The sequence below is a fragment of the Caulobacter sp. GW821-FHT10A06 genome (genome assembly GCF_059415805.1).
Genome location: NZ_JBWKNY010000006.1, coordinates 233945 through 256098, shown reverse-complemented (window position 1 = coordinate 256098; position 22154 = coordinate 233945). Strand labels below are relative to the sequence as shown.

19 protein-coding genes and 1 pseudogene are annotated in these 22154 nt (G+C 68.3%); 9 read left to right on the top strand and 11 right to left on the bottom strand.

Annotated features, from left to right (window positions below; genetic code table 11):
* Window positions 1-182 precede the first annotated feature (182 nt).
* The 6 genes and pseudogenes from AC07NF_RS19280 to AC07NF_RS19255 all read right to left on the bottom strand — a co-directional run bounded on the left by AC07NF_RS19280 (window position 183) and on the right by AC07NF_RS19255 (window position 6432).
* Complete coding sequence (locus AC07NF_RS19280; RefSeq protein WP_494629977.1) at window positions 183-356, bottom strand: hypothetical protein; 174 nt, start codon at window positions 354-356, stop codon at window positions 183-185.
* Window positions 350-853 carry a hypothetical protein gene (locus AC07NF_RS19275; protein WP_494629974.1) on the bottom strand — a complete coding sequence of 168 codons (504 nt, stop codon included), beginning with the start codon at window positions 851-853 and terminating at the stop codon, window positions 350-352. The genes AC07NF_RS19280 and AC07NF_RS19275 overlap by 7 nt, the downstream gene beginning before the upstream one ends.
* A complete protein-coding gene (locus AC07NF_RS19270; RefSeq protein ID WP_494629972.1) occupies window positions 850-2313 on the bottom strand; it encodes a right-handed parallel beta-helix repeat-containing protein in 1464 nt (487 codons plus the stop codon). Before AC07NF_RS19270 ends, AC07NF_RS19275 begins: the two co-directional genes overlap by 4 nt.
* Window positions 2252-3815 (bottom strand): annotated as a pseudogene (locus tag AC07NF_RS19265) (tetratricopeptide repeat protein); the annotation flags it as partial. The gene AC07NF_RS19270 and the pseudogene AC07NF_RS19265, both read right to left, overlap by 62 nt.
* A 262-nt stretch (window positions 3816-4077) precedes the next feature.
* Complete coding sequence (locus AC07NF_RS19260) at window positions 4078-5301, bottom strand: acyl-CoA dehydrogenase family protein (protein ID WP_494629970.1); 1224 nt, start codon at window positions 5299-5301, stop codon at window positions 4078-4080.
* Between the two features lie 15 nt (window positions 5302-5316).
* Entirely contained in the window at window positions 5317-6432 is a 1116-nt protein-coding gene (locus tag AC07NF_RS19255) for an acyl-CoA dehydrogenase family protein (RefSeq protein ID WP_494629968.1), read from the bottom strand.
* Window positions 6433-6577: 145 nt separating this feature from the next.
* Between AC07NF_RS19255 and AC07NF_RS19250 the strand changes: the two genes are divergently transcribed.
* Window positions 6578-7129 carry a hypothetical protein gene (locus AC07NF_RS19250; protein WP_494629966.1) on the top strand — a complete coding sequence of 184 codons (552 nt, stop codon included), beginning with the start codon at window positions 6578-6580 and terminating at the stop codon, window positions 7127-7129.
* Between the two features lie 65 nt (window positions 7130-7194).
* The gene (locus tag AC07NF_RS19245; RefSeq protein ID WP_494629964.1) at window positions 7195-7608 is read left to right on the top strand and encodes a GFA family protein; all 414 of its coding nucleotides are present in this window, start codon (window positions 7195-7197) and stop codon (window positions 7606-7608) included.
* A 2-nt stretch (window positions 7609-7610) separates the two neighbouring features.
* Here the strand turns inward: AC07NF_RS19245 and AC07NF_RS19240 are convergent, their stop codons facing one another.
* Entirely contained in the window at window positions 7611-8258 is a 648-nt protein-coding gene (locus AC07NF_RS19240) for an OmpW/AlkL family protein (RefSeq protein WP_494629961.1), read from the bottom strand.
* Window positions 8259-8354: 96 nt separating this feature from the next.
* The gene (locus AC07NF_RS19235; protein WP_494629957.1) at window positions 8355-9248 is read right to left on the bottom strand and encodes a CPBP family intramembrane glutamic endopeptidase; all 894 of its coding nucleotides are present in this window, start codon (window positions 9246-9248) and stop codon (window positions 8355-8357) included.
* Window positions 9249-9350: 102 nt separating this feature from the next.
* Between AC07NF_RS19235 and pepN the strand changes: the two genes are divergently transcribed.
* From pepN to AC07NF_RS19215, 4 genes are all read left to right on the top strand, one after another.
* The gene (gene pepN, locus AC07NF_RS19230) at window positions 9351-11942 is read left to right on the top strand and encodes an aminopeptidase N (protein ID WP_494629955.1); all 2592 of its coding nucleotides are present in this window, start codon (window positions 9351-9353) and stop codon (window positions 11940-11942) included.
* A 167-nt stretch (window positions 11943-12109) separates the two neighbouring features.
* The gene (pleC, locus tag AC07NF_RS19225) at window positions 12110-14638 is read left to right on the top strand and encodes a cell cycle histidine kinase PleC (RefSeq protein ID WP_494629952.1); all 2529 of its coding nucleotides are present in this window, start codon (window positions 12110-12112) and stop codon (window positions 14636-14638) included.
* Window positions 14639-14691: 53 nt separating this feature from the next.
* The gene (locus tag AC07NF_RS19220) at window positions 14692-15906 is read left to right on the top strand and encodes an NAD(P)/FAD-dependent oxidoreductase (RefSeq protein ID WP_494629948.1); all 1215 of its coding nucleotides are present in this window, start codon (window positions 14692-14694) and stop codon (window positions 15904-15906) included.
* A gap of 180 nt (window positions 15907-16086) precedes the next feature.
* Complete coding sequence (locus AC07NF_RS19215; RefSeq protein ID WP_492816758.1) at window positions 16087-16434, top strand: UrcA family protein; 348 nt, start codon at window positions 16087-16089, stop codon at window positions 16432-16434.
* A 1-nt stretch (window position 16435) separates the two neighbouring features.
* On the opposite strand, the gene AC07NF_RS19210 is transcribed toward AC07NF_RS19215, so the two are convergent.
* The 3 genes from AC07NF_RS19210 to AC07NF_RS19200 are packed head-to-tail and all read right to left on the bottom strand — an operon-like array spanning window position 16436 to window position 18524.
* Window positions 16436-16882, bottom strand: a complete 447-nt coding sequence (locus AC07NF_RS19210) for an NUDIX domain-containing protein (protein ID WP_494629946.1) — start codon at window positions 16880-16882, stop codon at window positions 16436-16438.
* A gap of 7 nt (window positions 16883-16889) precedes the next feature.
* On the bottom strand, window positions 16890-17918 hold the full coding sequence (locus tag AC07NF_RS19205; RefSeq protein ID WP_492816762.1) for a phospholipase C/P1 nuclease family protein: 1029 nt from the start codon (window positions 17916-17918) through the stop codon (window positions 16890-16892).
* An 18-nt stretch (window positions 17919-17936) separates the two neighbouring features.
* Complete coding sequence (locus AC07NF_RS19200; RefSeq protein ID WP_494629943.1) at window positions 17937-18524, bottom strand: glutathione S-transferase family protein; 588 nt, start codon at window positions 18522-18524, stop codon at window positions 17937-17939.
* Window positions 18525-18723: 199 nt separating this feature from the next.
* On the opposite strand from AC07NF_RS19200, the gene AC07NF_RS19195 reads away from it, so the two are divergent.
* The 3 genes from AC07NF_RS19195 (at window position 18724) to AC07NF_RS19185 (ending at window position 22119) form a co-directional block, all read left to right on the top strand.
* The gene (locus AC07NF_RS19195; RefSeq protein ID WP_494629941.1) at window positions 18724-19236 is read left to right on the top strand and encodes a 3D domain-containing protein; all 513 of its coding nucleotides are present in this window, start codon (window positions 18724-18726) and stop codon (window positions 19234-19236) included.
* An 85-nt stretch (window positions 19237-19321) separates the two neighbouring features.
* The gene (locus AC07NF_RS19190; RefSeq protein WP_494629935.1) at window positions 19322-21481 is read left to right on the top strand and encodes an acylase; all 2160 of its coding nucleotides are present in this window, start codon (window positions 19322-19324) and stop codon (window positions 21479-21481) included.
* 2 nt (window positions 21482-21483) lie between these two features.
* Window positions 21484-22119 (top strand): glutathione S-transferase family protein, encoded by a 636-nt coding sequence (locus AC07NF_RS19185; RefSeq protein ID WP_494629933.1) that lies wholly within the window; start codon window positions 21484-21486, stop codon window positions 22117-22119.
* The last annotated feature ends 35 nt before the right edge of the window (window positions 22120-22154 follow it).

Sequence of the window (22154 nt, the reverse complement as noted above, 5' to 3'; positions counted from 1 at the left end):
GCCTAGGACCCATGGGTCGGCTTGGTTTGGGCGTTCCGTGTGAACTCCGCCAGCGCGGGCGATCACCTGATCGGCTCAGCGGTCACGGAGCGATGGGTCCTAGGCACAAGGCCTAGGAAAGCAGGATGGGGTGGACAGGCCGCTTGGGTCCCCGCTTTCGCGGGGATGCACGGTGATTGAGCCTACGGAATCCGCGGCCGGATCGTGTCGATCGGCGGCGGGGGCGGCGTCACCTTGTGGGGGTTCGGGGCCGAGGGCGGCGGCGGGCCGATCGGGCCGGGATACGGCGGATAGGGCTGGGCGCAGGCCGCCAGGGCGACGGCGGCCAGGCTCAGGACCAGCAGCGGCCTCAGCATCGCGGATCGCGACCCGACGGGCCGCCCAGGCCCAGGCCCGAACGGAAGCAGCGGTTCTCGTAGCGCGGATCCCACACCTCGGTGCGGCCGTCGCTGCGGGTGAACTGCCAGCGCTCGCCGCGATCATCGCGGCCCGAGATGCTGACCTGGCCTGGACGGTCCGAGGTCACGCCGTACGACTCGCGGGTGACGCCATCGACCGCGCAGGACGACACCAGGCCCGGACGGCTCAGATCGCCGGTCAGGCCCGCGGCCGAACCGGTCTGGGCGTTGTAGGCGGCCACATCGGTGCCGCCGCCACGCCCGCCGCCGACGAACACCTGGGTGCCCGTGGTGCTGTCATAGGTCATGATGTCGGGCGCCTGGCCCACGATCGGCGCGCCGCAGATGTCGCGACGCTTGGGACCGCCCTGCCCCGGCTGGGCCGAGGCCTGGGCCGCGACCAGGGTCGAGGCGAGGATGACGGCGGCGGTCAGGCCGCGAACCAGCTTGCTCATTTGGGGGCTCCCCCTTGCTGAAGCGTCCGGTATGGGCGCGGGCCGCCGGCCAGGCCCGACGCAGCGGCGTCGTCAGCCAGTTCCGGCGGCGGGTTGGACGCGGCCATCGGCGGCGCGGCGGCGATCGAGTCCGCCGGCCAATAGGTGTCGTAGTCCAGGCGAGCGCGATCACGCTGGGTGCGATAGAGCTCCGGCGCCTCGAACCACGGACGGCAGGTCAGTTCACCGTCGAAGAAGCCGCTGACCAGGGCCTTGCAGCCTTCGGGACGGGCATAGATGCGGTTGTCCACGGCGCGGATCTGGCCGCCGGCGTCGGCATAGATGCCCGAGCGCATGACGCCGACGATCTTGTTGTGGCTGGCATAGGCGATGCCCGAGGCGACGTAGAGGCCGACATCGACTGCCTCCAGCTCGCCGTCATTGAGGCGCAGGTTGGCGTTCTCGACCGTCACGGCCCAGTCGCTGTCGCGGACCACGGGGCGCAGCAGGGTCGTCTCATCGCCGCCGCCGATATAGACGCCGCGCGAGAAGCCATCGACGTACAGGCCGTCGATGGTCACCAGCTGTTGGCGGTTCATGCCGCTGATCACGAAGCCGGCCGAGTTGCGGGTGCGCGACGAGCCGGTCCAGTCGCCCAGGCGGACGATGCGGATGTCACGCAGGCGGCTGTCGCCCGCCGTCTCGAAAGCGCCGCCGATGGCGGTGGCGGCGATCTCGACGTTCGAGGCCATGATCGTGCCGGTGGCCTTGACCACGGCCGAGCGGGTGCGGCCGATGAAGACGGCGTTGGACAGCTCGATGCGGCTGTCGCCGATGTCGAAGGCCGAGGCGTCGCCGTCGTAGCGGACGGTGACGTCCTTCAGGGCGATCTCGGTGGCGCGGCCGACGATACACGAGGCCGAACCGCCGCGACGCGACTCGATGCCCAGGCCCTCGAGCACGACGAACTGCACGCCCGGCGCGATCTTGATGCAGGGCTGGTCGGCCGGGGCCACCAGGATCGGACGGCCCGGACCCGGCGTGTAGTTGCGGACCACGATCGTCACCGACTGGGTGATGTTCAGCGACTCGACGCAGGCCCCGCCCTCGCTGGAGGTCAGGGTGATGGTGTCGCCGTCATAGAGGCGCGCCAGGGTGTCGGACACCTGGCCCGGATAGGCGTAGTCGCAATTGATCTCGCGCGAGACGTACCCGCCGCCGCCAGGACCATAGCCGCCACCGTTGCTGATCGCGCACCGGCCGCTGCGCGTGCGGTAGTAGCCGCGCGGGCAAGGCCTGGGCTTGGCGTAGCGGACCTTGCAGCCGTGCGAGAGGTTGGGCTGGATCAGCAGGCCGAAACACGGGCGGATCTGCTGGTCGATCTTGGCGTCGGGCGAGGCGAAGGCGACCTCGGGGGCGGCGGCCGCCACGCCCAGGATCAGGGCGGCCCAAAGCGCCATCAGGCGGCTGAGGCGCAGCATCAGTAGTCCCTTTCGCTATACGGACGACCGCGATCGGCCGCGGGCCGGGGCGGACGCGAAACCTGGGCCAGCAGCTGTTGCAGGCGATAGGCCGACGGCTTGAAGCCCGAGAGAGCCCCGTCCAGCTGGTAGACCACCGCCTTGGCGCGGTCCTGGTCGGCCACGCCCTGCAGGCCCAGGGAGAAGAAGGTCGACATGGCGTACTTGGCCTCGGCCGAACCCTGGCGCTCGGCTTCCGAGTACCAGTGATAGGCGCGGGCGTAGTCGCGCGGCACGCCCACGCCTTCGGAGTACATCACCGCCAGCACCAGCTGGGCCTTGGACGAGCCGTTGACCGCCGCGTACTGGATGGCCCGCACCTTCTCGATCGCCGCCAGGCGACCGGTGGCGGGACGGCCCAGCATGCTCTGCAGCGTCTGGGCGTCGTTCACGGTCAGCAGCTTCTCGTCGAGCATCGGCGCCGGGATGACCCGCAGATAGGTCAGGGCCTCGGCCACGTGGACGAAGGGCAGCTCGTTGATCCGGCTGAGCGCGGCCTCGCGGGCCTCGCCCGACAGGTCCGACTCGTCCGAATGCGGCACGCCCGAGTCGGGCGATTCCGGCGGATAGAACTCGTAGGTCGGGATCCAGCGCTTGGCCTTGGTCTCGACGAACGAGCCGTACGACGCGCGCTGCGGCGAGGACCGCTCGAAGTCCTTCAGCATCACATAGGCCGACACGTCGCCGGTCTGCACCGCCAGGTAGTTGTACAGATAGGCGTCGACGTCGTTGCGGCGGAACAGGTCCAGGGCGGCCGGCGCGCCGGGCGTGCTGGGCTTGCCGTAGGCCTCGATGGCCTGGAGGTTGTCCGAAGGCTCGCCGTACGGGCCGAAATAGCCGTCGTGGATGCGCGCCAGGGTGCGGAAGCCGTCCGCGCCCTGCGCCGACAGCACGTAGATCACGCGGTTGCGGACCTTCTCGCGCTCTTCAGTCGACATGCGCGACAGCAGGCGGTCGAGGGCTCCATAGGCGCTGCGGCGTTCGAAGGCGCGGCAGTCGTCGAAGCGCGAGACGGCGCGTGATTCCTTGCCGCGACGCTCATAGGCCGCGATCGGCGCGTAGCCGCCGGAGTTGGACAGGGCCATGGCGTACCAGACGGCCGCCTCGACCGGGTCTTCCAGGTTCTTGTCGACCGCGCGCTGGCCTTCATACCGGCGCGCCAGCTCCAGCTGGGCGAAGAAATCGCCGCGGAAGCCGCCCTGGCGCAGGGCGCGAATTTCTTGCTGCTGCTGATTGAACTGGCCCGAAACGCCCTGCGCCGCCTGGGGGCGCGGGCAAGCGCTGGCGCGCTTGTGGAACCAGAAGCTTGGGCCTGTGTCGCAACCAACGAGGGGAATCACCACCGCCGCCACGATCGCGCCCACCGGGGCGCGACGCAGCCAGACGGAACGACCGGCGAAAGCACGCCCGGCCGCTTCGCGGAGCATCGCAAGGCGCGCAAAAGCGTCGCCGGCCTGCCGCATGAATCCCCCTTCAGCCCAGCCCGTTAACCATAAAACAACGATCTCTCATGTGCCCGGCAGCGAGCACTGTCAAGGTCAGCTCAACCCAACCGGGGATGAAGTCTTTGTCACCACAGTCGAGGTTCGCTCGTGAGGCGAATTTCCGGGATTTCCCGGCATTTCGCAGACGTCGGAACATCTGGGAGAAGCGTCGAGAAGCCGACGGCAGTCTTAAACCGCCGCCGACTCTCTCATAGCGGAGCTAGACGAAGATTCGACGAAATCAGCGACCGGTCGGCATGTCCTTGAACGGCACGTCCTTGTCGACGCGCACATCGCCGGGCAGTCCGAGGACCCGTTCGGCGATGATGTTCTTGAGGATTTCGTCCGTGCCGCCGGCGATGCGCAGGCCCGGCGCCCACATCAGGCTCTGCTGGAACGCCGCCTCGGCCGGGGCCTGGTCGGGATCGGAGAGGATGCCGTACTGGTCCTCCATCTCGACGGCGGTGTTGGCCAGTTCCTGCAGCTGGTTGGCCGAGATGATCTTGCCGATCGAGCTTTCCGGCCCCGGCGTCTGGCCGCGCGACAGGGCGGTCATGGTGCGGAAGCGGGTGAACTTCAGCCCCTCGGACTGGACGTACCAGTCGGCCAGCTTCTCGCGGAACGCCTGGTCCTTCAGCGCCGGGCCGGCAGCGCCAGCCAGGTCGCGGGCCAGCTTCATGATCTCGCGGTAGTTCGGGCCGGCCGAGCCGCCCACGGCCAGGCGCTCGTTCATCAGGGTGACCAGGGCCACCTTCCAGCCCTCGCCGACCTCGCCCAGGCGCTGGCTGTCCTTGACCCGCAGGTCGGTGAAATAGACCTCGTTGAACTCGCGGCCGCCCGACATCTGGTGGATCGGCCGGCACTCGACGGCGGCGTCGCGCATGTCGATCCAGAACATGGTCAGGCCCTTGTGCTTGGGCACATCGGGATCGGTCCGCGTCAACAGGATGCCGTAGTCGCAATAGTGGGCGCCGGTGGTCCAGACCTTCTGGCCGTTGATCACCCACTCGTCGCCGTCCTTCACGGCGCGCGTCCGCAGGGCGGCGACGTCAGAGCCGCCGGCCGGTTCGGAGAACAGCTGGCACCAGATCTCCTCGCCCTTCACGGCGGGCGAGACGAAGCGCTTCTTGGTGTCGCCGTCGGCGAAGGCCATGACCGTCGGCACGCACATGCCCAGGCCGATCGTGAAGTAGCCGTAGCCCAGGCCGGCCTTGCCCTCTTCCTGGCCGAAGATCACCGACTGGATCGGCGTGCCGCCGCCCCCGCCGATGGCCGCGGGCCAGGTAATGCAGGCATAGCCGGCCCCAGCCTTGGTCGCCTGCCAGTCCTTGGCGGCGGCCATGTGCTCGGGGGTGTTCGGCTTCAGCTCGCCAAACTTGGCGCGGTGCGCGGCGGCGTTCTCGGAAAGCCAGGCGCGAGCCTTTTCGCGGTAGGCGGCTTCTTCGGGGGAGTCGTTGAAATCCATGGTCCTCGCGCTCCCTTAAGCCGCGTTCTTCTGTTCGAGCTGGCTGACCAGCCGCTCTTTCCAGACCTTGGGCGCGCCGGCGACCAGGCTGAGCTGCCGCGAACGGCGGTAGTAGAGGTGGCAGTCGACGTCCCAGGTGAAGCCCATGCCGCCGTGCACCTGGATGCTTTCCTTGCTGGCGAACCAGAAGGCTTCCGACGCCGCGATCCGCGCCGCCGAGGCCGCGATCGGCAGCTCCGGCGCGTCGTCGTTCAAGGCCCAGGCCCCGTAGTAGGCGTTGGAGCGGGCGACCTCGTTCTTGACGTACATGTCGGCCAGCTTGTGCTTGATCGCCTGATAGCCGGCGATGACGCGGCCGAAGGCGTAGCGGCCCAGGGCGTAGTCCTTGGCCATCTCCAGGCAGCGGTCGGCGCCGCCCAGCTGTTCGAAGGCCAGCAGCACGGCGGCGCGGTCCAGAATGGCCTGGACGATGTCGAAGCCGGCGCCGGCCTCCCCCACCCGCTCGGCGACCGCGCCGTCGAAGGTGAGCTTGGCCACGCCGCGCGTGGGATCCAGGCTCTTCAGCGTCTCACGCTTCACGCCGGCCTGCTTCAGGTCGACCAGGAACAGGCCCGGACGGCCGCCTTCGCTGGCCAGCACCAAGGCGACATCGGCGACGTCGCCGTCGGTCACGGGGATCTTGGTTCCGGTGAGCTTGCCGCCCTCGACCCGGCTTTGCAGCGTATTGGGGCCAACGACACCAGGACCTTCCGAGGTCGCCAGGGCGCCGATCAGCTCGCCGGCGGCGATGCGTGGCAGGATCGCGGCCTTTTGACCATCGGTCCCGAAGGCCATGATCCCTTCGGCCAGACAATAGACGGTGGAGGCGAACGGGATCGGCGCGACGACGCGGCCCAGCTCCTCGGCGATGGCGCACAGCTCGACGCGGCCCAGGCCGAGGCCGCCGTGTTCCTCGGGGATCGACGCGCCCAGCCAGCCCTGCTCGGCCACGCCCTTCCAGAGCTTATGGTCGAACGAGCGGTCGGCATTGTCCAAGACACCCCGCACGACGGCGACGTCGCAATGGGCGGCGAGGAACTTGCGCGCCTCGTCCTTCAGGAACTTCTGGTCGTCGGAATAGTCGAAATCCACGGGCGTTCTCCCTGGACCACACTCTGCGGCGGGTCTCGAGACGCACACTGAACGACGTTCACGCGAAGGGAAAGATTGACCCGGCGTCAAGAATTTCAGGTTCTTATGGCCGCCTTTCATATGCGTTCGGACGTTACCTCACGGCATGGCCAAGACCGTCTTCCAGAAGAACCAGAGGGTGTGGGTCGAGAGCGTCGGCTGCTGGGCGACGGTCGACAAGATCGTGCCCATCTGGGCCAAGGGCTTCGACGAGCCCGTGCGCGTCACCTACGACGTCGGTCTGAACCGCGAGTTCCTGGCCCACGAGCTGAAGGCCGAGGACAAGGTCGATCCGCAGGAAGGCGGCCTGACCTCCAACTGGCGCGTGCTGCGGGCCCGCAACAAGTGGCAGCAGGAGGGCGACTGCGCCCATCACCCCTACCCCGGAACCTATCCGGTGGTGGTCACCGACGCCCAGGACTGGGGCGGCTGGCGCACGCCGGGGGCCGAGTACGACCGCGACCCGCACAAGATGGAGTATCAGGCCCGCCTGATCGCCAGCGCCCCGCGCCTGCACGCCATCGCTCGCGAGCTCTTCACCCTGGTCGCCGACAATCCCGAGGACGCCCCGCCGGCCCTGGCCGAGCTGGCCCAGAAGATCGCGGCGATCGAGCGTTACCTACAGGAAGCGCCGGCGGCGGGACCGGTCTCGGAGTAGGCCGAGAAGTTCGTTACTCTGCTCGCGCCCGGCGGTCCCGCCGGACGAGCAAAGGGACGATCACGATGGTGAAAAAGCATACGGCGCGTTGCGCTTGCGACGCCGTCCAGTTCGAGTTCGACGCCGACCCCGACTTCATCGCCATGTGCCACTGCCTGGATTGCAAGAAGGCGTCGGGCGGCGAGGCGGCCGTGTTCTTCGGCGTGCCCGCCGACGACTTCACCGTGACCCGCGGCGAGGTCCGGGCCTTCCACTACATCGCCGACTCCGGCGGCCACCTGGACCGCAATGTCTGCAAGGCCTGCGGCGCGCGGCTGTTCACCAGCAATCTCGACACCTTCCCCGGCGCGGTGTTCGTCCAGTTGGGCGCGCTGGACGACCCGACGGGCTTCGGGCCCAAGCTGGAGATGTTCACCAAGCGCCGCCTTCCCTGGGTGAAGGCGCTGGACCTTCCCCAGTTCGAGGCGATGCCGGGGTAGACCTAGAACCGTCGCCCAAAGCCCACCGACGCCACCAGCGGGTCCAGCTTGACCTTGGACTTCAGCGCGCCGCCGTTGATGCTGGCGTCGGTGTCGAACCACACCTTCTTGACGTCGATGTTGAGGCTGTAGGCGGCGTTGATCGGGATGTCGGCGCCGGCCTGCAGGGCGTAGCCGAAGCCGTTGCCCAGATCGACGGTGAAGCCGTTCTTGTCCTTGCCGCCGTAGAACAGCATGTAGTTCAGCCCGGCCCCGACATAGGGGCTGAAGCGCGCGCCCGGCAGCGGGTGGTATTGCAGCGAGACGACCGGCGGCAGGACCCAGGTCTTGTGCGCCGCCACGTCCGTCCCCGCCCCCACGGCCTTCACCGTATGCCGGGTCGTGCCGGCGATCACCTCGACGGCCAGCTTGTCGGTGAGGAAATAGCTGAGGCCGATGGTCGGCTTGATGTCGTCCTTGACGTCGGCCTTCAGGCCGGTGGCCGCGCCGGCGGCGGTGACGATCGGATCGCCGGCCTTCGGCGCGACGTCGGTGAGGCGGACGTTCAGGACGATGTCGCCCTTGGCTTTGGGCGAGATCTGTTGCGCCAGGACGGGCGTCGCGCCCAGGCCGGCCGCCACCGTCAGGGCCAGGAAAAGCTTGGTGGTCATCGGTATCCCCTTTCGACCTTTGCTGTCGAAAGGGGTTTGCGCCCGCGGTCAGGCAGGCTCGTTGACCCGCCTCAAAAGACCACAATAATTTTGTGACTATTGCGCCGCCACGTCCGGCTTGGCCTTGAAGTTTCCCTTCTTCCAGGCCCACCACAGCACCACCGCCGCCGTCAGGGTCCCCACTACCATGGCCGGCAGCGAGGCCTCGGGACCAAAGGCGCCGCCGCTCAGGAACTCGGGCGCGCCGGGCTTGGGTTTGCTGACCAGCCAGCTCTCGACCACCGGGATGCCCGACACCGAGGCGCCCCAGACCCAGCCTTGGGTGAAGTTCCAGGCCGCGTGGACGCCGATCGACATCCACAGGCGCCCGGTCAGCAGGTAGAAGCCGGCCAACATCAGGCCCGCCTCGATGGCGATGGCCGCGGCGGCGACAGGGCTGGCATTGGGATTGGCCAGGTGCAGCGCCCCAAACAGCGCCGCCTGCAACACCAGGGCCGGCCAGATCCCGAAGGCGCGCATCAGCAGGCGCAGGACGATGGCCCGCATCATCAGCTCCTCCATCACCCCGGACTCGACGGCCATGGCGATCGTGCCCCAGGCCGAGGCCGGGCGCGGACCGCTGATCTCGTAGACGCCCAGGGCGTAGAGCCCCGCCACCGCCGCGCTCAGCATGGCCGCGCCGACCGCGAGGCCGATGGCCAGCTCGGCCGGCGCCTCGCGCAGGTTCAGCTCCTGCGGCCAGCGCCCCTCGGCCAGCCAGACGATGACGCCGTAGAGACCCAGGCCCGCCAAGCAGATCGCCGTGACTTCCAGCACTTCCAAGAGGTGGCCACCGTTCGTGAACAGTGGATTGCCGACAGCCTGCGCGCCCGCATAGACGAGGCTGAAGACGATGAAGAGCAGCACCATCCAGCCGGTCGCCCGGAGCCAGCGTAGCGGCCCGGGATGCAGGAACCGCCTGCGCCCGACTTCCAGTCCGCTCTTCGCCATATCGCTGCTCCCCCGGCCGATCCGAGCCGCAACCAGCCAATAATTCGACCTTGGCTGCAAGGTCCTCTCGCGGTGGCCCGCTCGGGGGATTAAGTAGGATGGATGCGCACAGACACGCCCCAGCCGATCCGCCTGGCCGACTATCGTCCGTTCCCGTTCGCCATCGAGACCACCCGCCTGATCTTCGACCTGCACCCGTCGCAGACGCGCGTGAAGGCCGAACTGGCGGTGCGCCGCACTGGCGACAAGCACGAGCCCCTGGTGCTGGACGGCGAGCGGCTGAAGCTGCTGTCGATCGCCATTGACGGCCAGGCTCTCAGCGCCAACCAGTACACGATCGATCCCGAGCGCCTGACTCTGCCGGAGGTCCCCGACCAGTTCGTCCTGACCACCGAGGTCGAGATCGATCCGTCGGCCAACAAGGCCCTGATGGGCCTCTACATGTCGGGCGGCCGCTTCTGCACCCAGTGCGAGGCCGAGGGCTTCCGCACCATCACCTTCTTCCCCGACCGGCCGGACGTGCTGAGCCGCTACAGCGTGCGCATCGAGGCCGACCGCCGGTTCACGCACCTGCTGAGCAACGGCAACCTGGTCGGCAACGGCGTCGTAAGCGGCAACCGCTTCTTCGCCGAGTGGGAGGACCCCTTCCCCAAGCCCTGCTACCTGTTCGCCCTGGTGGCCGGCGACCTGGACGTGCTGCCCGACAAGTTCATCACCATGAGCGGCCGCGAAGTGTCCCTGCGGATCTTCGTCGACCCCGGCCAGGCCTCGCGCGCGGCCTACGCCCTGGACAGCCTGAAGCGGGCCATGAAGTGGGACGAGGAGGTGTTCGGCCGCGAATACGACCTCGACCTGTTCATGATCGTGGCGGTGCGCGACTTCAATTTCGGGGCCATGGAGAACAAGGGGCTGAACATCTTCAACAGCTCCCTGCTGCTGGCCGACCCGCAGACCGCCACCGACCTGGACTATGAGCGCATCGAGGCGGTCGTGGCCCACGAGTACTTCCACAACTGGACCGGCAACCGCATCACCTGCCGCGACTGGTTCCAGCTGTGCCTGAAGGAAGGTTTCACGGTCTTCCGCGACCAGACCTTCAGCGCCGACATGCGCGGCGAAGCGGTCCAGCGGATCAAGGAAGTGCGGGCCCTGCGCGCGCGCCAGTTCGCCGAGGACGCCGGCCCCCTGGCCCACCCGGTGCGTCCCTCCAGCTATCTGAAGATCGACAACTTCTACACCGCGACGATCTACGAGAAGGGCTCGGAGATCATCCGCATGCTCAAGACGATCGTCGGCGCGGCGGCGTTCCGGGCCGGCAGCGATCTCTATTTCCAGCGTCACGACGGCCAGGCGACCACGGTCGAGGCCTTTATCGCCTGTTTCGCCGAGGCCTCGGGCCGCGACCTCACCAATTTCTTCGCCTGGTACGAACAGGCCGGCACCCCGTCGGTCACGGTCGACACCGTCTATGACGAGGCCGCCCGGGCCGTCACCCTGACCTTGACCCAGTCCACCGCCCCCACCCCGGGCCAGCCGACCAAGAAGGCGCTGCCGATCCCGGTCGCCATCGGCCTGCTGTCCGCCGACGGCGCGGTGCTGCGCGACACCGAGGTGGTGCTGCTGGACAAGAACACCCTGACGGTCCGCTGGGACGGCGTGGAAAGCACGCCGGTGTTGTCGGCCCTGCGCGGCTTCTCGGCCCCGGTGAAGCTGACCACCAACGCCCGCCCGTCGGATCGCTATGTGCTGTTCGGCTCGGATCCGGATCTTTTCAACCGCTGGGAAGCCGGCCAGACCCTGGCCCTGGACCTGATCCTGGCGCGCGCGGCCGGCCAGCCTGACGAGGTCGGCGAAGAGCGCTACGCCGAAGCCCTGGGCAAGGCCCTGGTCGACGACGCGGCCGAGCCGACCTTCAAGGCCCTGCTGCTGGCCCTGCCGTCGGAACCGGGCCTGGCCCTGGCGCTGGACGCGGCCGATCCCGCCGCCATCCACGAGGCGCGCGGCCAACTGCGGGCCCGCATCGCCGTGCATCTGGGCGATCTGCTGCGGGGCCTGCATGGCCAGATGCAGAGCGCCGGGGAGTTCTCGGAAAGCGCCGAGGCCGCCGGTCGCCGCGCCTTGCGCAACGCCTGCGCCGAGATGCTGTCCGCCGACCCGCATGCCGAGAATCTCGAGCGGCTGGTGGGCCACTACATCTCGTCGGGCAACATGACCGACAACGTCGGCAGCCTGTACGCCCTGATGCTCAGCGGCGACCCGCAGCGCGACATCGCCCTGGCCAACTTCCATGGCGCGTGGCGCAAGGAGCCGCTGGTCCTGGACAAGTGGTTCTCGGTGCAGGCCTACGATCCATCCGAGGCGGCTCTGGACCGGGTGATCGCCCTGACCAAGCATCCCGATTTCGAGCCCACCAATCCCAACCGCCTGCGGGCCCTGGTCTCGACCTTCGCCAACTTCAACCCGGCGCGATTCCATGATCCCAGCGGCGCGGGTTACCGCTTCCTGGCCGACCAGATCCTGGCGGTGGACAGCTTCAACCCGATGACCGCCGCGCGCCTGATCGAGCCCCTGGGCAGCTGGCGGCGCTACCGTCCAGAGCTGGGTCAGCTGATGCGCGAGCAGCTGGAGCGCGTCGCGGCCCATCCGGACCTGTCCAAGAACGTTTTGGAGCTGGCGACCAAGGCCTTGGCCTGAAAGAGGATTTCATGAGTCGCCGCCCCTTGGGGTTGCGACCAATGGGCTCACAAGCACGGAATCCGCCTTTCCGGCGGTGACGCGGTCGCAGCGCGTACGGTAGATTCACCATCTTGGCGAAGTGACTCGCCGCGTGAATCCGGGAGCCGGGCGTTTTGGACAGGGGCATGGCGAGACACGGGGGGCCGGCGGCTGCCGGACCGGCCGCGCCCGTTGCCGTGCGCGCCAAGTCCGTCCAGGCGCCGTCACAGGCCTTCGTTCGTATCGCCATCCTGGCGGCCCTGCTGCTGCTGGCCGTCTACACCGCCTTCGGCGTCAAGCGCCTGCAGGACGAGGCTACGGCCCAGCCAGGCGGCGCGCCACTGTCAGCGAAAGCGGGCCTGATCGCCGGGCGCGTCGAGACCGGCCTGGCCGCCCAGCGCGCCGGCCTCTCGGCCGCCGCCGACCTGCTCAAGCGTGATCCCGGCGCGACCATGGACGCCGCCGAGACCGCCCTGCGCGCCGCCGGCGGCGAGGCCGCGGCCGTCGCCGTGGTCAGCCCCAGCGGCGTGGTCGCCGTCTCGGGCCGCGACGACGGCGCCGACTGGAAATCCGCCGCCCAGGCCGCCGCCGCCTCGGGTCGCACCACCTGGACCGGCTCGGTCGGCGACAGCGGTCGGCTCTACGTCGCCACCGCCGCCACCTTGGACAAGACCCGCGCCTTCGTGATCGCCAGCGGCGACGCTGCGCGCCTGATCGAGGATCCGGAAAAGGGCGACAGCGGCGCCCTGGCCCTGCCCGGCGGCAAGCTGATCGCCGCCCGCGGCCGTGGCGCCCAGGGCGCTACGACCCTGCGCGAGGCCTTCGCCCTGGCGGTCGAGGACCTGGGCGACGGCCCCGTCGCCGTGCGCGGCCAAGCCGTCGACGGCGCCGCCCTGGATCTGGCCGTCCGCCCCGTGGCCGAAGGCGCCCTGCTGGTCCTGGCCGCCTCGCCCACCCGCTCGGTCGCCAACCTGGACCGCCAGGTGATGGAAGGCGCCTTCACCCTGCTGGCCCCGCTGGCCGTCGGCATCGCCCTGGCGCTGCTGCTGATGGTCCAGAGCCGCAAGGCCGAGCGCGCCCACCGCGAATTCATCGACAGCGAGCAGCGCTTCCGCCTGGCCGTCGAAGCCGCCCGCTGCGGCATCTGGGAATGGGACCTGAACGCCGACCAGGTGTTCCTGTCCGATGTCACCGGCGCGATGTTCGGCTGGGGCGGCGGCGGCGTCGTCTCGGGCCAGGACCTCCTGGAGCGCATCTCGATCGACCATCGCGAGCGCGTACGCCAGGCGCTGGCCAATGCCGCCATGTACGGCGCCTTCGACGTCTCGTTCCGCGTTCCAGCCGCCGAACAGGGCGGCCGCTCGTTGTGGATCGACGCCCGTGGCCAGGGCTTCGGCAAGCCCGGCGCCGACGGCTATGTGCGCATCATCGGCGTGGCCCTGGACGTCACCGAGGAGCGCATCGCCCAGGCCCGCGCCCAGGCCGCCGAGAACCGCCTGCGCGACGCCATCGAAAGCGTGTCGGAAGCCTTCGTCCTGTGGGACCGCCAGGGCCGGCTGCTGATGTGCAACCGCAACTACCGCAGCGTCTTCTCGCTGGAGCCCAAGCTGCTCAAGCCCGGCGCCGCCCGCGCCGAGGTCAACCGCTTCGCCGCCCTGGCCATCAAGCAGGACCACCCTGCGCCCGACGGCGCCAAGGGCGTGCGCGAGGCCGAGCTGATGGACGGCCGCTGGATCCAGATCAGCGAGCGCCGCACGGCCGAAGGCGGCCTGGTCATGACCGCCGCCGACATCACGGCCATCAAGACCCAGGAAGAAGCCCGCCGCCTCAACGAGGAACAGCTGCAGGGCGCCATCAACGGCCTGGAGCGCAGCCAGGAGCAGCTGGCCGAGCTGGCCCGCAAGTACGAGACCGAAAAGGTCAAGGCCGAGAGCGCCAACAAGGCCAAGAGCGAGTTCCTGGCCAACATGTCCCACGAGCTGCGCACGCCGCTGAACGCCATCAACGGCTTCTCCGAGATCATGATGAACGAGATGTTCGGCGAGCTCGGCGACAAGCGCTACAAGGGCTACAGCCAGGACATCCACTCGTCGGGCCAGCACCTCTTGGCGCTGATCAACGACATCCTCGACATGTCGAAGATCGAGGCCGGCAAGATGAACCTCAAGTTCGAGCCGATGCACCTGGAGGACGTGGCCGAGGACGCCGTCCGCCTGATCCGCAACCGCGCCGAGGCCGCCGGCCTGAAACTCAACATCGAGTTCCCGCACCTGCCCGAGATCGAGGCCGACTACCGCGCGGTCAAGCAAGTGCTGCTGAACCTTCTGTCGAACGCCATCAAGTTCACGCCGCGCGCCGGCAGCGTCACCGTCCGCGCCGAGGTCCGCCGCGACCCGTTCGGCGACATGGTCAAGGTGTCGGTCACCGACACCGGCATCGGCATCGCCAAGGAAGACCTGGCGCGCCTGGCCAAGCCCTTCGAGCAGGTCGAGAGCCAGTTCTCCAAGACCACGCAAGGCACGGGCCTGGGCCTGGCCCTGACCAAGTCGCTGATCACCATGCACGACGGCGCGCTGGAGATGCACAGCCAGCCTGGCGAAGGCACCACGGTCAGCTTCACGCTGCCGGTGCGCCAGAGCGACCACAAGGCGACGCGGGACTTCGTGGCGGCCTAAGGGGAACTGCCAACGCCCTCAGGAGCTAAGCCTCCGCTTTGAGGGAAGTCTTGATGACCGGCGCCACGATCAAACGCGACCTGCGGACCGGTCGGTCGCTTTGGGCCGACAGCCCTGGACTGGGCGTGCCGGTGCGTCCGCTCACCAGCGCGATCAGCGTCGACGTCGCCATTGTCGGCGCGGGGATCAGCGGCGCCTTCATGGCCCATGAGCTGTCGAAGGACCACTCGGTCGCGGTGCTGGACCGCCGCCCGCCCCTGATGGGATCGACCGTTGCGTCGACCGCCCTGCTGCAGTGGGAGATCGACCTTCCCCTCACCGCGCTCGCCAAGAAGATCGGCGCGGCCAAGGCCAGGCGGGCCTATCTCAGGTCCCGTCAGGCGGTGGACGCCCTCAAACAGATCGTGGCCGAAGAGCGCATTGTCTGCGGCCTGAAGGGCAAGTCGTCGCTCTACCTGGCCGGCGACGCCTACGGCCATCGCGCGCTGGAGGCCGAGGCGCTGGCCCGGGCCGAGATCGGCCTCGACAGCCAGTATCTCAGCGCCGCCACGTTGCGCGAGCGGTTCGGCGTGGAGCGAACCGGGGCCATCCTCTCAAGCGGTTCGGCCAGCGGCGACCCGGCCCGGCTGGCGGCCGCGCTGCTGAGGCGGGCCCACACGCGCGGCGCCCGCACCTGGTCGCCGGTCGAGGTGCTGCAGGCGGTCAGCGATCCCGATGGCGTGACCCTGTTGACCGATACCGGTCACGCGGTCCGGGCGAAGTCGGTGGTGTTCTGCTGCGGATACGAATTCCCCAAGGGTGTTCCAACGCCAGGGGCCGAGATCATCTCGACCTGGGCGATCGCCTCCAAGCCGCGTCAGCGCTGCCCCGCCTGGCTGAGGGACATGCTGGTCTGGGAGGCGTCCGATCCCTACCTCTATCTGCGCATGGGCGGCGACGGCCGGCTGATCGTCGGCGGCGAGGACGAAGCCTCGATGACAGCGCATCAGGACAAGGCGAAGCTGAAGCGCAAGGGCCAGGTCATCGCCGCCAAGCTGCAGAGACTGCTGCCCTACGCAGCGTTCGAGCCCGACTACGGCTGGGCGGGCGCCTTTGGCGAAAGCACGACGGGCCTGCCCAATATCGGCCCGGTGGAGAGCATGGACCACACCTGGGCGGTCATGGGCTTCGGCGGCAACGGCATCACCTATTCGGTCATCGCGTCCCAGATCGTCGCGGCCGAGGTGCGGGGCGAACGCGATCCGGACGCGGATCTCTACAGGGCCTGACCTGAGCGATAACGTCGCCCCACCAATTCTAAATTTTCTGAAATATTACTTGCGTTTCATAGACTTAATTCGAAGTCATGAAGCACTCGTAACGGGTATTCGGCGCTGCCTGAGACTACACCCTCATTCAACGGATCGCCGCCGCAGGCGACCACAACAAAGACTAGAGGGACATTAGTCATGAACAAGATCGTCAGCCGCATCGCCGCCGTCGCCGCCCTGGCCCTGGCCGCCACTCCGATCATCGGCCTGACCGCCGCTCACGCCGCGGAGCCGGCCCAGCCGGTCGCGCGCATCCTGGTCGGCGACCTGACCCTGTCGAGCCCGGCCGACGCCCGCGAGTTCGAGCGCCGCGCCACCCTGGCTGGGGCCCGCGTCTGCGCCGGCAAGGGCCTGCGTGGTCTGACGGCTCGGGGCTGCCGCATGGACTTCGCCATCGACGTGAAGGACGCGATGACCGAGCAGCAGATCGCAGACCTGAAGGTCGCCCAGCGCGCCGGCGCCCACACCGCCTTCGCCTTGAACTAAGCTAGCCCCGACGCATCCATGCCGCGACCGCCCAGGCATGGGCGTCGTGGCGGAGGGCCACCACCGCGTCACGCGGGTCCAGCCACACCAGCTGGTGGTCGTCCTCGATCTTCAGGCCCGGCTTCTCGCCGGTGACCTTCACGACATAGATACCGCCGAAGTTCCGGACAGGCTCACCGTCGGACTTCAGGAAATGCTGCGACACCGTCTCGATCAGGGACCCGGCCTGGACCACCAGGCCGGTCTCCTCGCCGAACTCACGGGCGACAGCTTCCGCTTCGGTCTCATCGCCATCCACCGCCCCGCCGGGCAGGTCGAAGTACGGCGCCTTGCCGGGCTTGGTGACCTGGGCCAGGGCGATCTTGCCCTGCCCGTTCTCGGCCACCCCGAAGGCGGCGCGGCGATCGCGATAGGTCAGCCCTTCTCCGGGCGTCCCGAAAGCCAGCATTCCCGCCTCAGTCCTTGCCGTAGAGGTCGAACCACGGATCGGCCTTGCCGGCCGCGACGTCGGCGACGCTGATCTCGGGGCGGTAGCCGATCTTGCCGTTGGCGCTTTCACGCCAGGCGTCGGTCACCAGGTCGCGCAGGGCCGTGGCGCCGGCCGCGATGCGGGTGCGGACAAAGCTCTTGGCGCGGTCGTCGGTGGCGACCATGCCGCCGGCCTTTTCCAGCTGGTACAGCGGCTCGGTCTGCTTCCAGGTGTCGGTCAGATAGCCGACGACGCGGGTCTCGATCGAGCAGTCGCAGGCCTTGTAGGCCGGCACCAGCGCCTTGACCGACGCTTCGTCACCCACGGCCGCGGCCAGCGGGCCTTCGAACGAACCGTGCGTCTGGCGCGAGTTGGTGTAGCCGTTCGGGTTCGGATAATCGCCCCAGCCGTTGTAGTGCACCGACAGGTGCAGCGGCTGGCTGGCGTCGCCGACATAGTGGGCCCAGACGCCCAGGTCGCGCAGCAGCAGTTGCTCGCGACGCTTCAGGTCGGCCTTGTAATAGAGCAGCCGGGTCTTGTTCTTCTCGATCTTCACGGCGGCCGTCAGGATGCGCCAGTAGGTGAAGTCCTTCACCAGCTGTTGGTAGCCGTCGATGATCGAGTACGGCAGGTAGCCGGCCTTCCAGCTATCCTGTCCGGCGGCCCGCAGCGCGGTCTCATAGTCGGCGCGCGTGGGCGGCAGGGTCGCCACCGTGAACATCGGCCCGCCGTACATCCGGCCCTGATCGTCGAGGTCCAGGAAGTGGGCGCTGTCGCGGTCGGTGTCGTGGATCTTGCCCGAGCCCTTCCAGCGGTCCGGCTCGCGGGCGTATTCGCCGATCGCGGCAATGCCTTCCGGCGTGCGCAGGAAGGCCGGCACGTCCGCCGGCAGGCTCTTGGCGCCGACGACGCCCACCACGCGGTGGCCCGAGGCGCCCCAGGCGAAGGCCGAAGCGGCCGGCGCCGACAGGGCGGCGGCAAGGACGAGGACTTTCAGGCTGGTCGACAGACGCAAGGGGGAGGCTCCCAGAGATCAGATAATGCCGAGCGCGGTCTCCATCCGCCCCACCCAGGCCTTCACGGCCGGATACTGCGAAAGGTCGAACCCGCCCTCGTGCGCCACGCGGGTGTAAGCCACCAGGGCGATGTCCGCCAGGGTGAGACGCTCGCCGACCAGAAAGGGCGTTTGTTTCAGCTGTGTTTCCAGTCGCGCCAGGGCCGCGTCGCCGCGCTCGATCAGCCGGGGTTCCAGGCTGTCGCGGCTCTTGCCCAGATAGGCCATCTGGAAGCGGGCCACCGCCACATAGGGCTCGTGGCTGTACTGCTCCCAGAACAGCCACTCGAACATCTTGGCGCGGTCATAGGCGTCGGCCGGGATCAGCACCGAGCCCTCGGCCAGGTGCAGCATGATGGCGTTCGACTGCGACAGCGGCCGGCCGTCCTCCAGGATCACCATCGGGACCTGGCCGGCGGGGTTCAGGGCCAGGAACTCCGGCGTGCGGCTCTGGGCCTTCAGGATGTCGGTCTCGATCCAGTCGAACGGCAGATGCAGCCGTTCGGCCGTCCACTTCACCTTCAGGCAATTGCCGGAAATCGAGTCGCCGTAGATGCGCAGAGTCATGCGGGTTCCTCCTGTGAAGCTCTTCAAACCGAAAAAAGTGAGTCTTTACAGCGCAGTTTCAAGCCTCTGAATCCTTGCCGCTTTTTCGCGCACTGAGCGAGCTTGGCCGCCGGTGCGACGCCTGCCGGGGTTGTCACGCCTCCGTGATCGGGCTACCCAGACGCCGCCCGACAGACACGCCGATAAGAGGACCCCCTCGATGCGACGCAAGCTCGCCGGAATTTTGGCCACCGCGGTCATCTCCGCACTCGCCATTCCCGCTCTCGCTCATGCCGCCGATGAAGCGCCCGCCGCCACTGCGCGTCCGGACCCGCTGGGCGACCTGATCAGCACCGCCCTGGGCGGCGGCCTGCCGGGCTCGGTCGAGTTCAAGATGCGGGCGACGATGTATCACGCGGGCGCCAAGGGCATCCGCGCGCTCGACTCGCTGGGCTGCAAGGTCGCGGCCATGCGCACCGTCGCGGTCGATCCCAAGGTGATCCCGCGCCGCACCGTGATCTTCATCAAGGAAACCGTCGGCCTGCCGATGCCCGACGGCGGCACGCACGACGGCTACTGGTACGCCTCCGACATCGGCGGCGCGATCAAGGGGCTGAAGCTGGACCTCTTCAGCGGCGTCGGCGCCGCCTCGATGAAGGCGCTGGGCGGCCTGGACCTGTCCAGCCTGTCGGTCAGCACGGTCGGCCAGTTCAAGGGCTGCCCGCCGCAGTAGCAGTTGCGTCCGCCGAATACGCGCGGACTGGCATTGATCTCCAAACTCGGCTTGGATCCCCTCCTTCGTGAGGTTGGGGGTTCGTATGCGTCGTCTTTCGGTCAGCATTCTGGCTTTGGCCGCCGTCCTGTGCACGGCGCCCGCCCATGCCGACGACCTCCCCCGCCTGAAGGCCCGCGCGGCCGTCGTCTCGATCACCCGCGACGACTGGGGCATCGCTCACATCCACGGCAAGACCGACGCCGACGCGGTGTTCGGCATGGCTTACGCCCAGGCCGAAGACGACTTCAACCGGGTCGAGACCAACTTCATGACCTCGCTAGGCCGCACGGCCGAGGCGGAGGGCGAGAAGGCGATTTGGGCCGACCTGCGCCAGAAGCTGTTCATCGATCCGGCCGTGCTGAAGGCCGACTACGCCAAGAGCCCGGCCTGGCTGAAGGCGCTGATGAACGGCTGGGCGGACGGGCTGAACTTCTACCTGGCCACGCATCCGGACGTGAAGCCGCGCGTCATCAGCAAGTTCGAGCCCTGGATGGCGCTCAGCTTCTCGGAAGGCAGCATCGGCGGCGACATCGAGCGCGTCGCCCTGACCCAGCTGGAGGCCTTCTACGGCCAACGCCAGCTGGCCATGACCGCCGACGAACGGGGCCTGCTGTTCAAGGAGCCCAAGGGCTCGAACGGCATGGCCATCGCGCCCAAGCTGACGCTGGAGGGCCACGCCCTCTTGCTGATCAACCCGCACACCAGCTTCTTCTTCCGGTCCGAGATGCAGGTCAGCAGCGACCAGGGCCTGAACGCCTATGGCGCCACGACCTGGGGCCAGTTCTTCATCTACCAGGGCTTCAACGCTCACGCGGGATGGATGCATACCTCCAGCGGCGTCGACGTGGTCGACGAGTTCGCCGAGACGATCGTCGAAAAGGACGGCCAGCGGTTCTACAAGTACGGCAAGGACCTGCGTCCGCTGAAGAGCGAGGTGATCGCCGTCCCCTACCGCGCCGCCGACGGATCGATGGCCACGAGGCGCTTCACCGTCTTCAAAACCCACCACGGCCCGATCGTGCGCGAGGCCGATGGCAAGTGGATCAGCATCGCCCTGATGAACAAGCCGGTCGCGGCGCTGGAGCAGTCGTTCCTGCGCACCAAGGCCACGGACCTCGCCAGCTTCATGAAGGTGGCCGAGCTCAAGGCCAACTCGTCGAACAACACCCTGTTCGCCGATAGCAAGGGCGAGATCGCCTATCTGCACCCGCAGTTCATTCCGGTGCGCGACGACCGCTTCGACTACACCAAGCCGGTCGATGGCTCGGACCCGGCCACCGACTGGAAGGGCCTGCACGCCCTGAAGGATGCGCCGCACGTGGTGAACCCGCCCAACGGCTGGACCTTCAACACCAACAACTGGCCCTACACGGCCGCTGGTCCCTACAGCCCGAAGAAGGCCGACTACCCGAAGTACATGGACACCTTCGGCGAGAACCCGCGCGGCCTCCATGCCGAGCTGGTGCTGAAGGACGCCAAGAACCTGACCCTGGGCGGCCTGATCGACAAGGCCTACGACCCGTACCTGACCGCCTTCGCCCGCCTGATCCCGACGCTGGTCGCGGCCTATGACGCCGCCCCCGATCCCAAGCTTGCCGAGCAGGTCGCGGCGCTCAGCGCCTGGGACAAGAGGTGGTCGGCCCGCTCGACCGAAACCTCGCTGGCCGTGTTCTGGGGGGAAGCCATGTGGGCCAAGGCCGCGCCAGCCGCCAAGGCTCAAGGGCTCAACACCTACGACTACATGGCCGACAAGCTGACGCCGGCCGAGAAACTGGCGGCCCTGGCGGAGGCCTCGGACCGCCTGACCGCCGACTTCGGGTCGTGGAAGACGCCGTGGGGCGACATCAACCGCTTCCAGCGCAACGACGCCGCCATCGTCCAGACGTTCGATGACGCCAAGCCCAGCATCCCCGTGGCCTTCACCTCGGCCCAGTGGGGCTCACTGGCCTCGTTCGGGGCCAAGCGCTGGCCGGGGACCAAGAAGTACTACGGCACGCTGGGCAACAGCTTCGTGGCGGTCGTGCAGTTCGGCGACAAGGTCCGGGCCCGCGCCGTCTCGGCCGGCGGCGAAAGCGGCGATCCCGCCTCCCCGCACTTCAACGACCAGGCCCTGCGCTACAGCCTGGGCAATCTGCGCGACGTGTACTTCTATCGCGAAGACCTGAAGCCGCACGCCGTGAAGACGTATCGTCCCGGGCAATAGGCATGGACCTGATCAGCCTTCCCGTATCGCCCTTCGCGGCGCGGGTCCGCATCGCGATCTATGCCAAGGGATTGCCGATCGACCTGATCCCGCCCCCCGCGAACTGGCGCGACAGCCCTCACTTTCGTGATCTGAGCCCGACCGGTCGCATCCCGGTGCTGCTGGACGAACGCGGCCCCATCTGGGAGTCGGCGGTCCTGCTGGAATATCTGGAGGAGCGGTTTCCGGACGCGCCGTCCCTGATGCCCGTCGACGCCTTCGATCGGGCGATGGCCCGACTGATCGTGCGCCACGTCGATCTCTACCTGATGCCGCCGATGGTTCTCCTGGCCCAGCCGCGCACTGACGCGGCCAGCGCCCGTCGCGCGGTCGAGGAGCTGCTCAACGGCGTCACGATGCTGGACGACCTGGTGAAGGGACCGCGATACGCCCTGGGCGACCGGCTCACGATCGCCGACTGCGCCCTGGCCCCCGCCCTCTTCGCCGCCCGCGTGACGGCCGAGCGCCTCGAGATGGATCTGATCGCGCCGGGTTCGATCATCGATACCTATGCCCGGCTTTCGTCCGAAGATCCGTCCGTCGGACGCGTGATCGACGAGATGGAGCAAGGCCTGCGCCATCTGGTTCAGGTCAGCTAGAAGAGGCGTCATCCCGCGAGGGGGCTGAAGGGCGG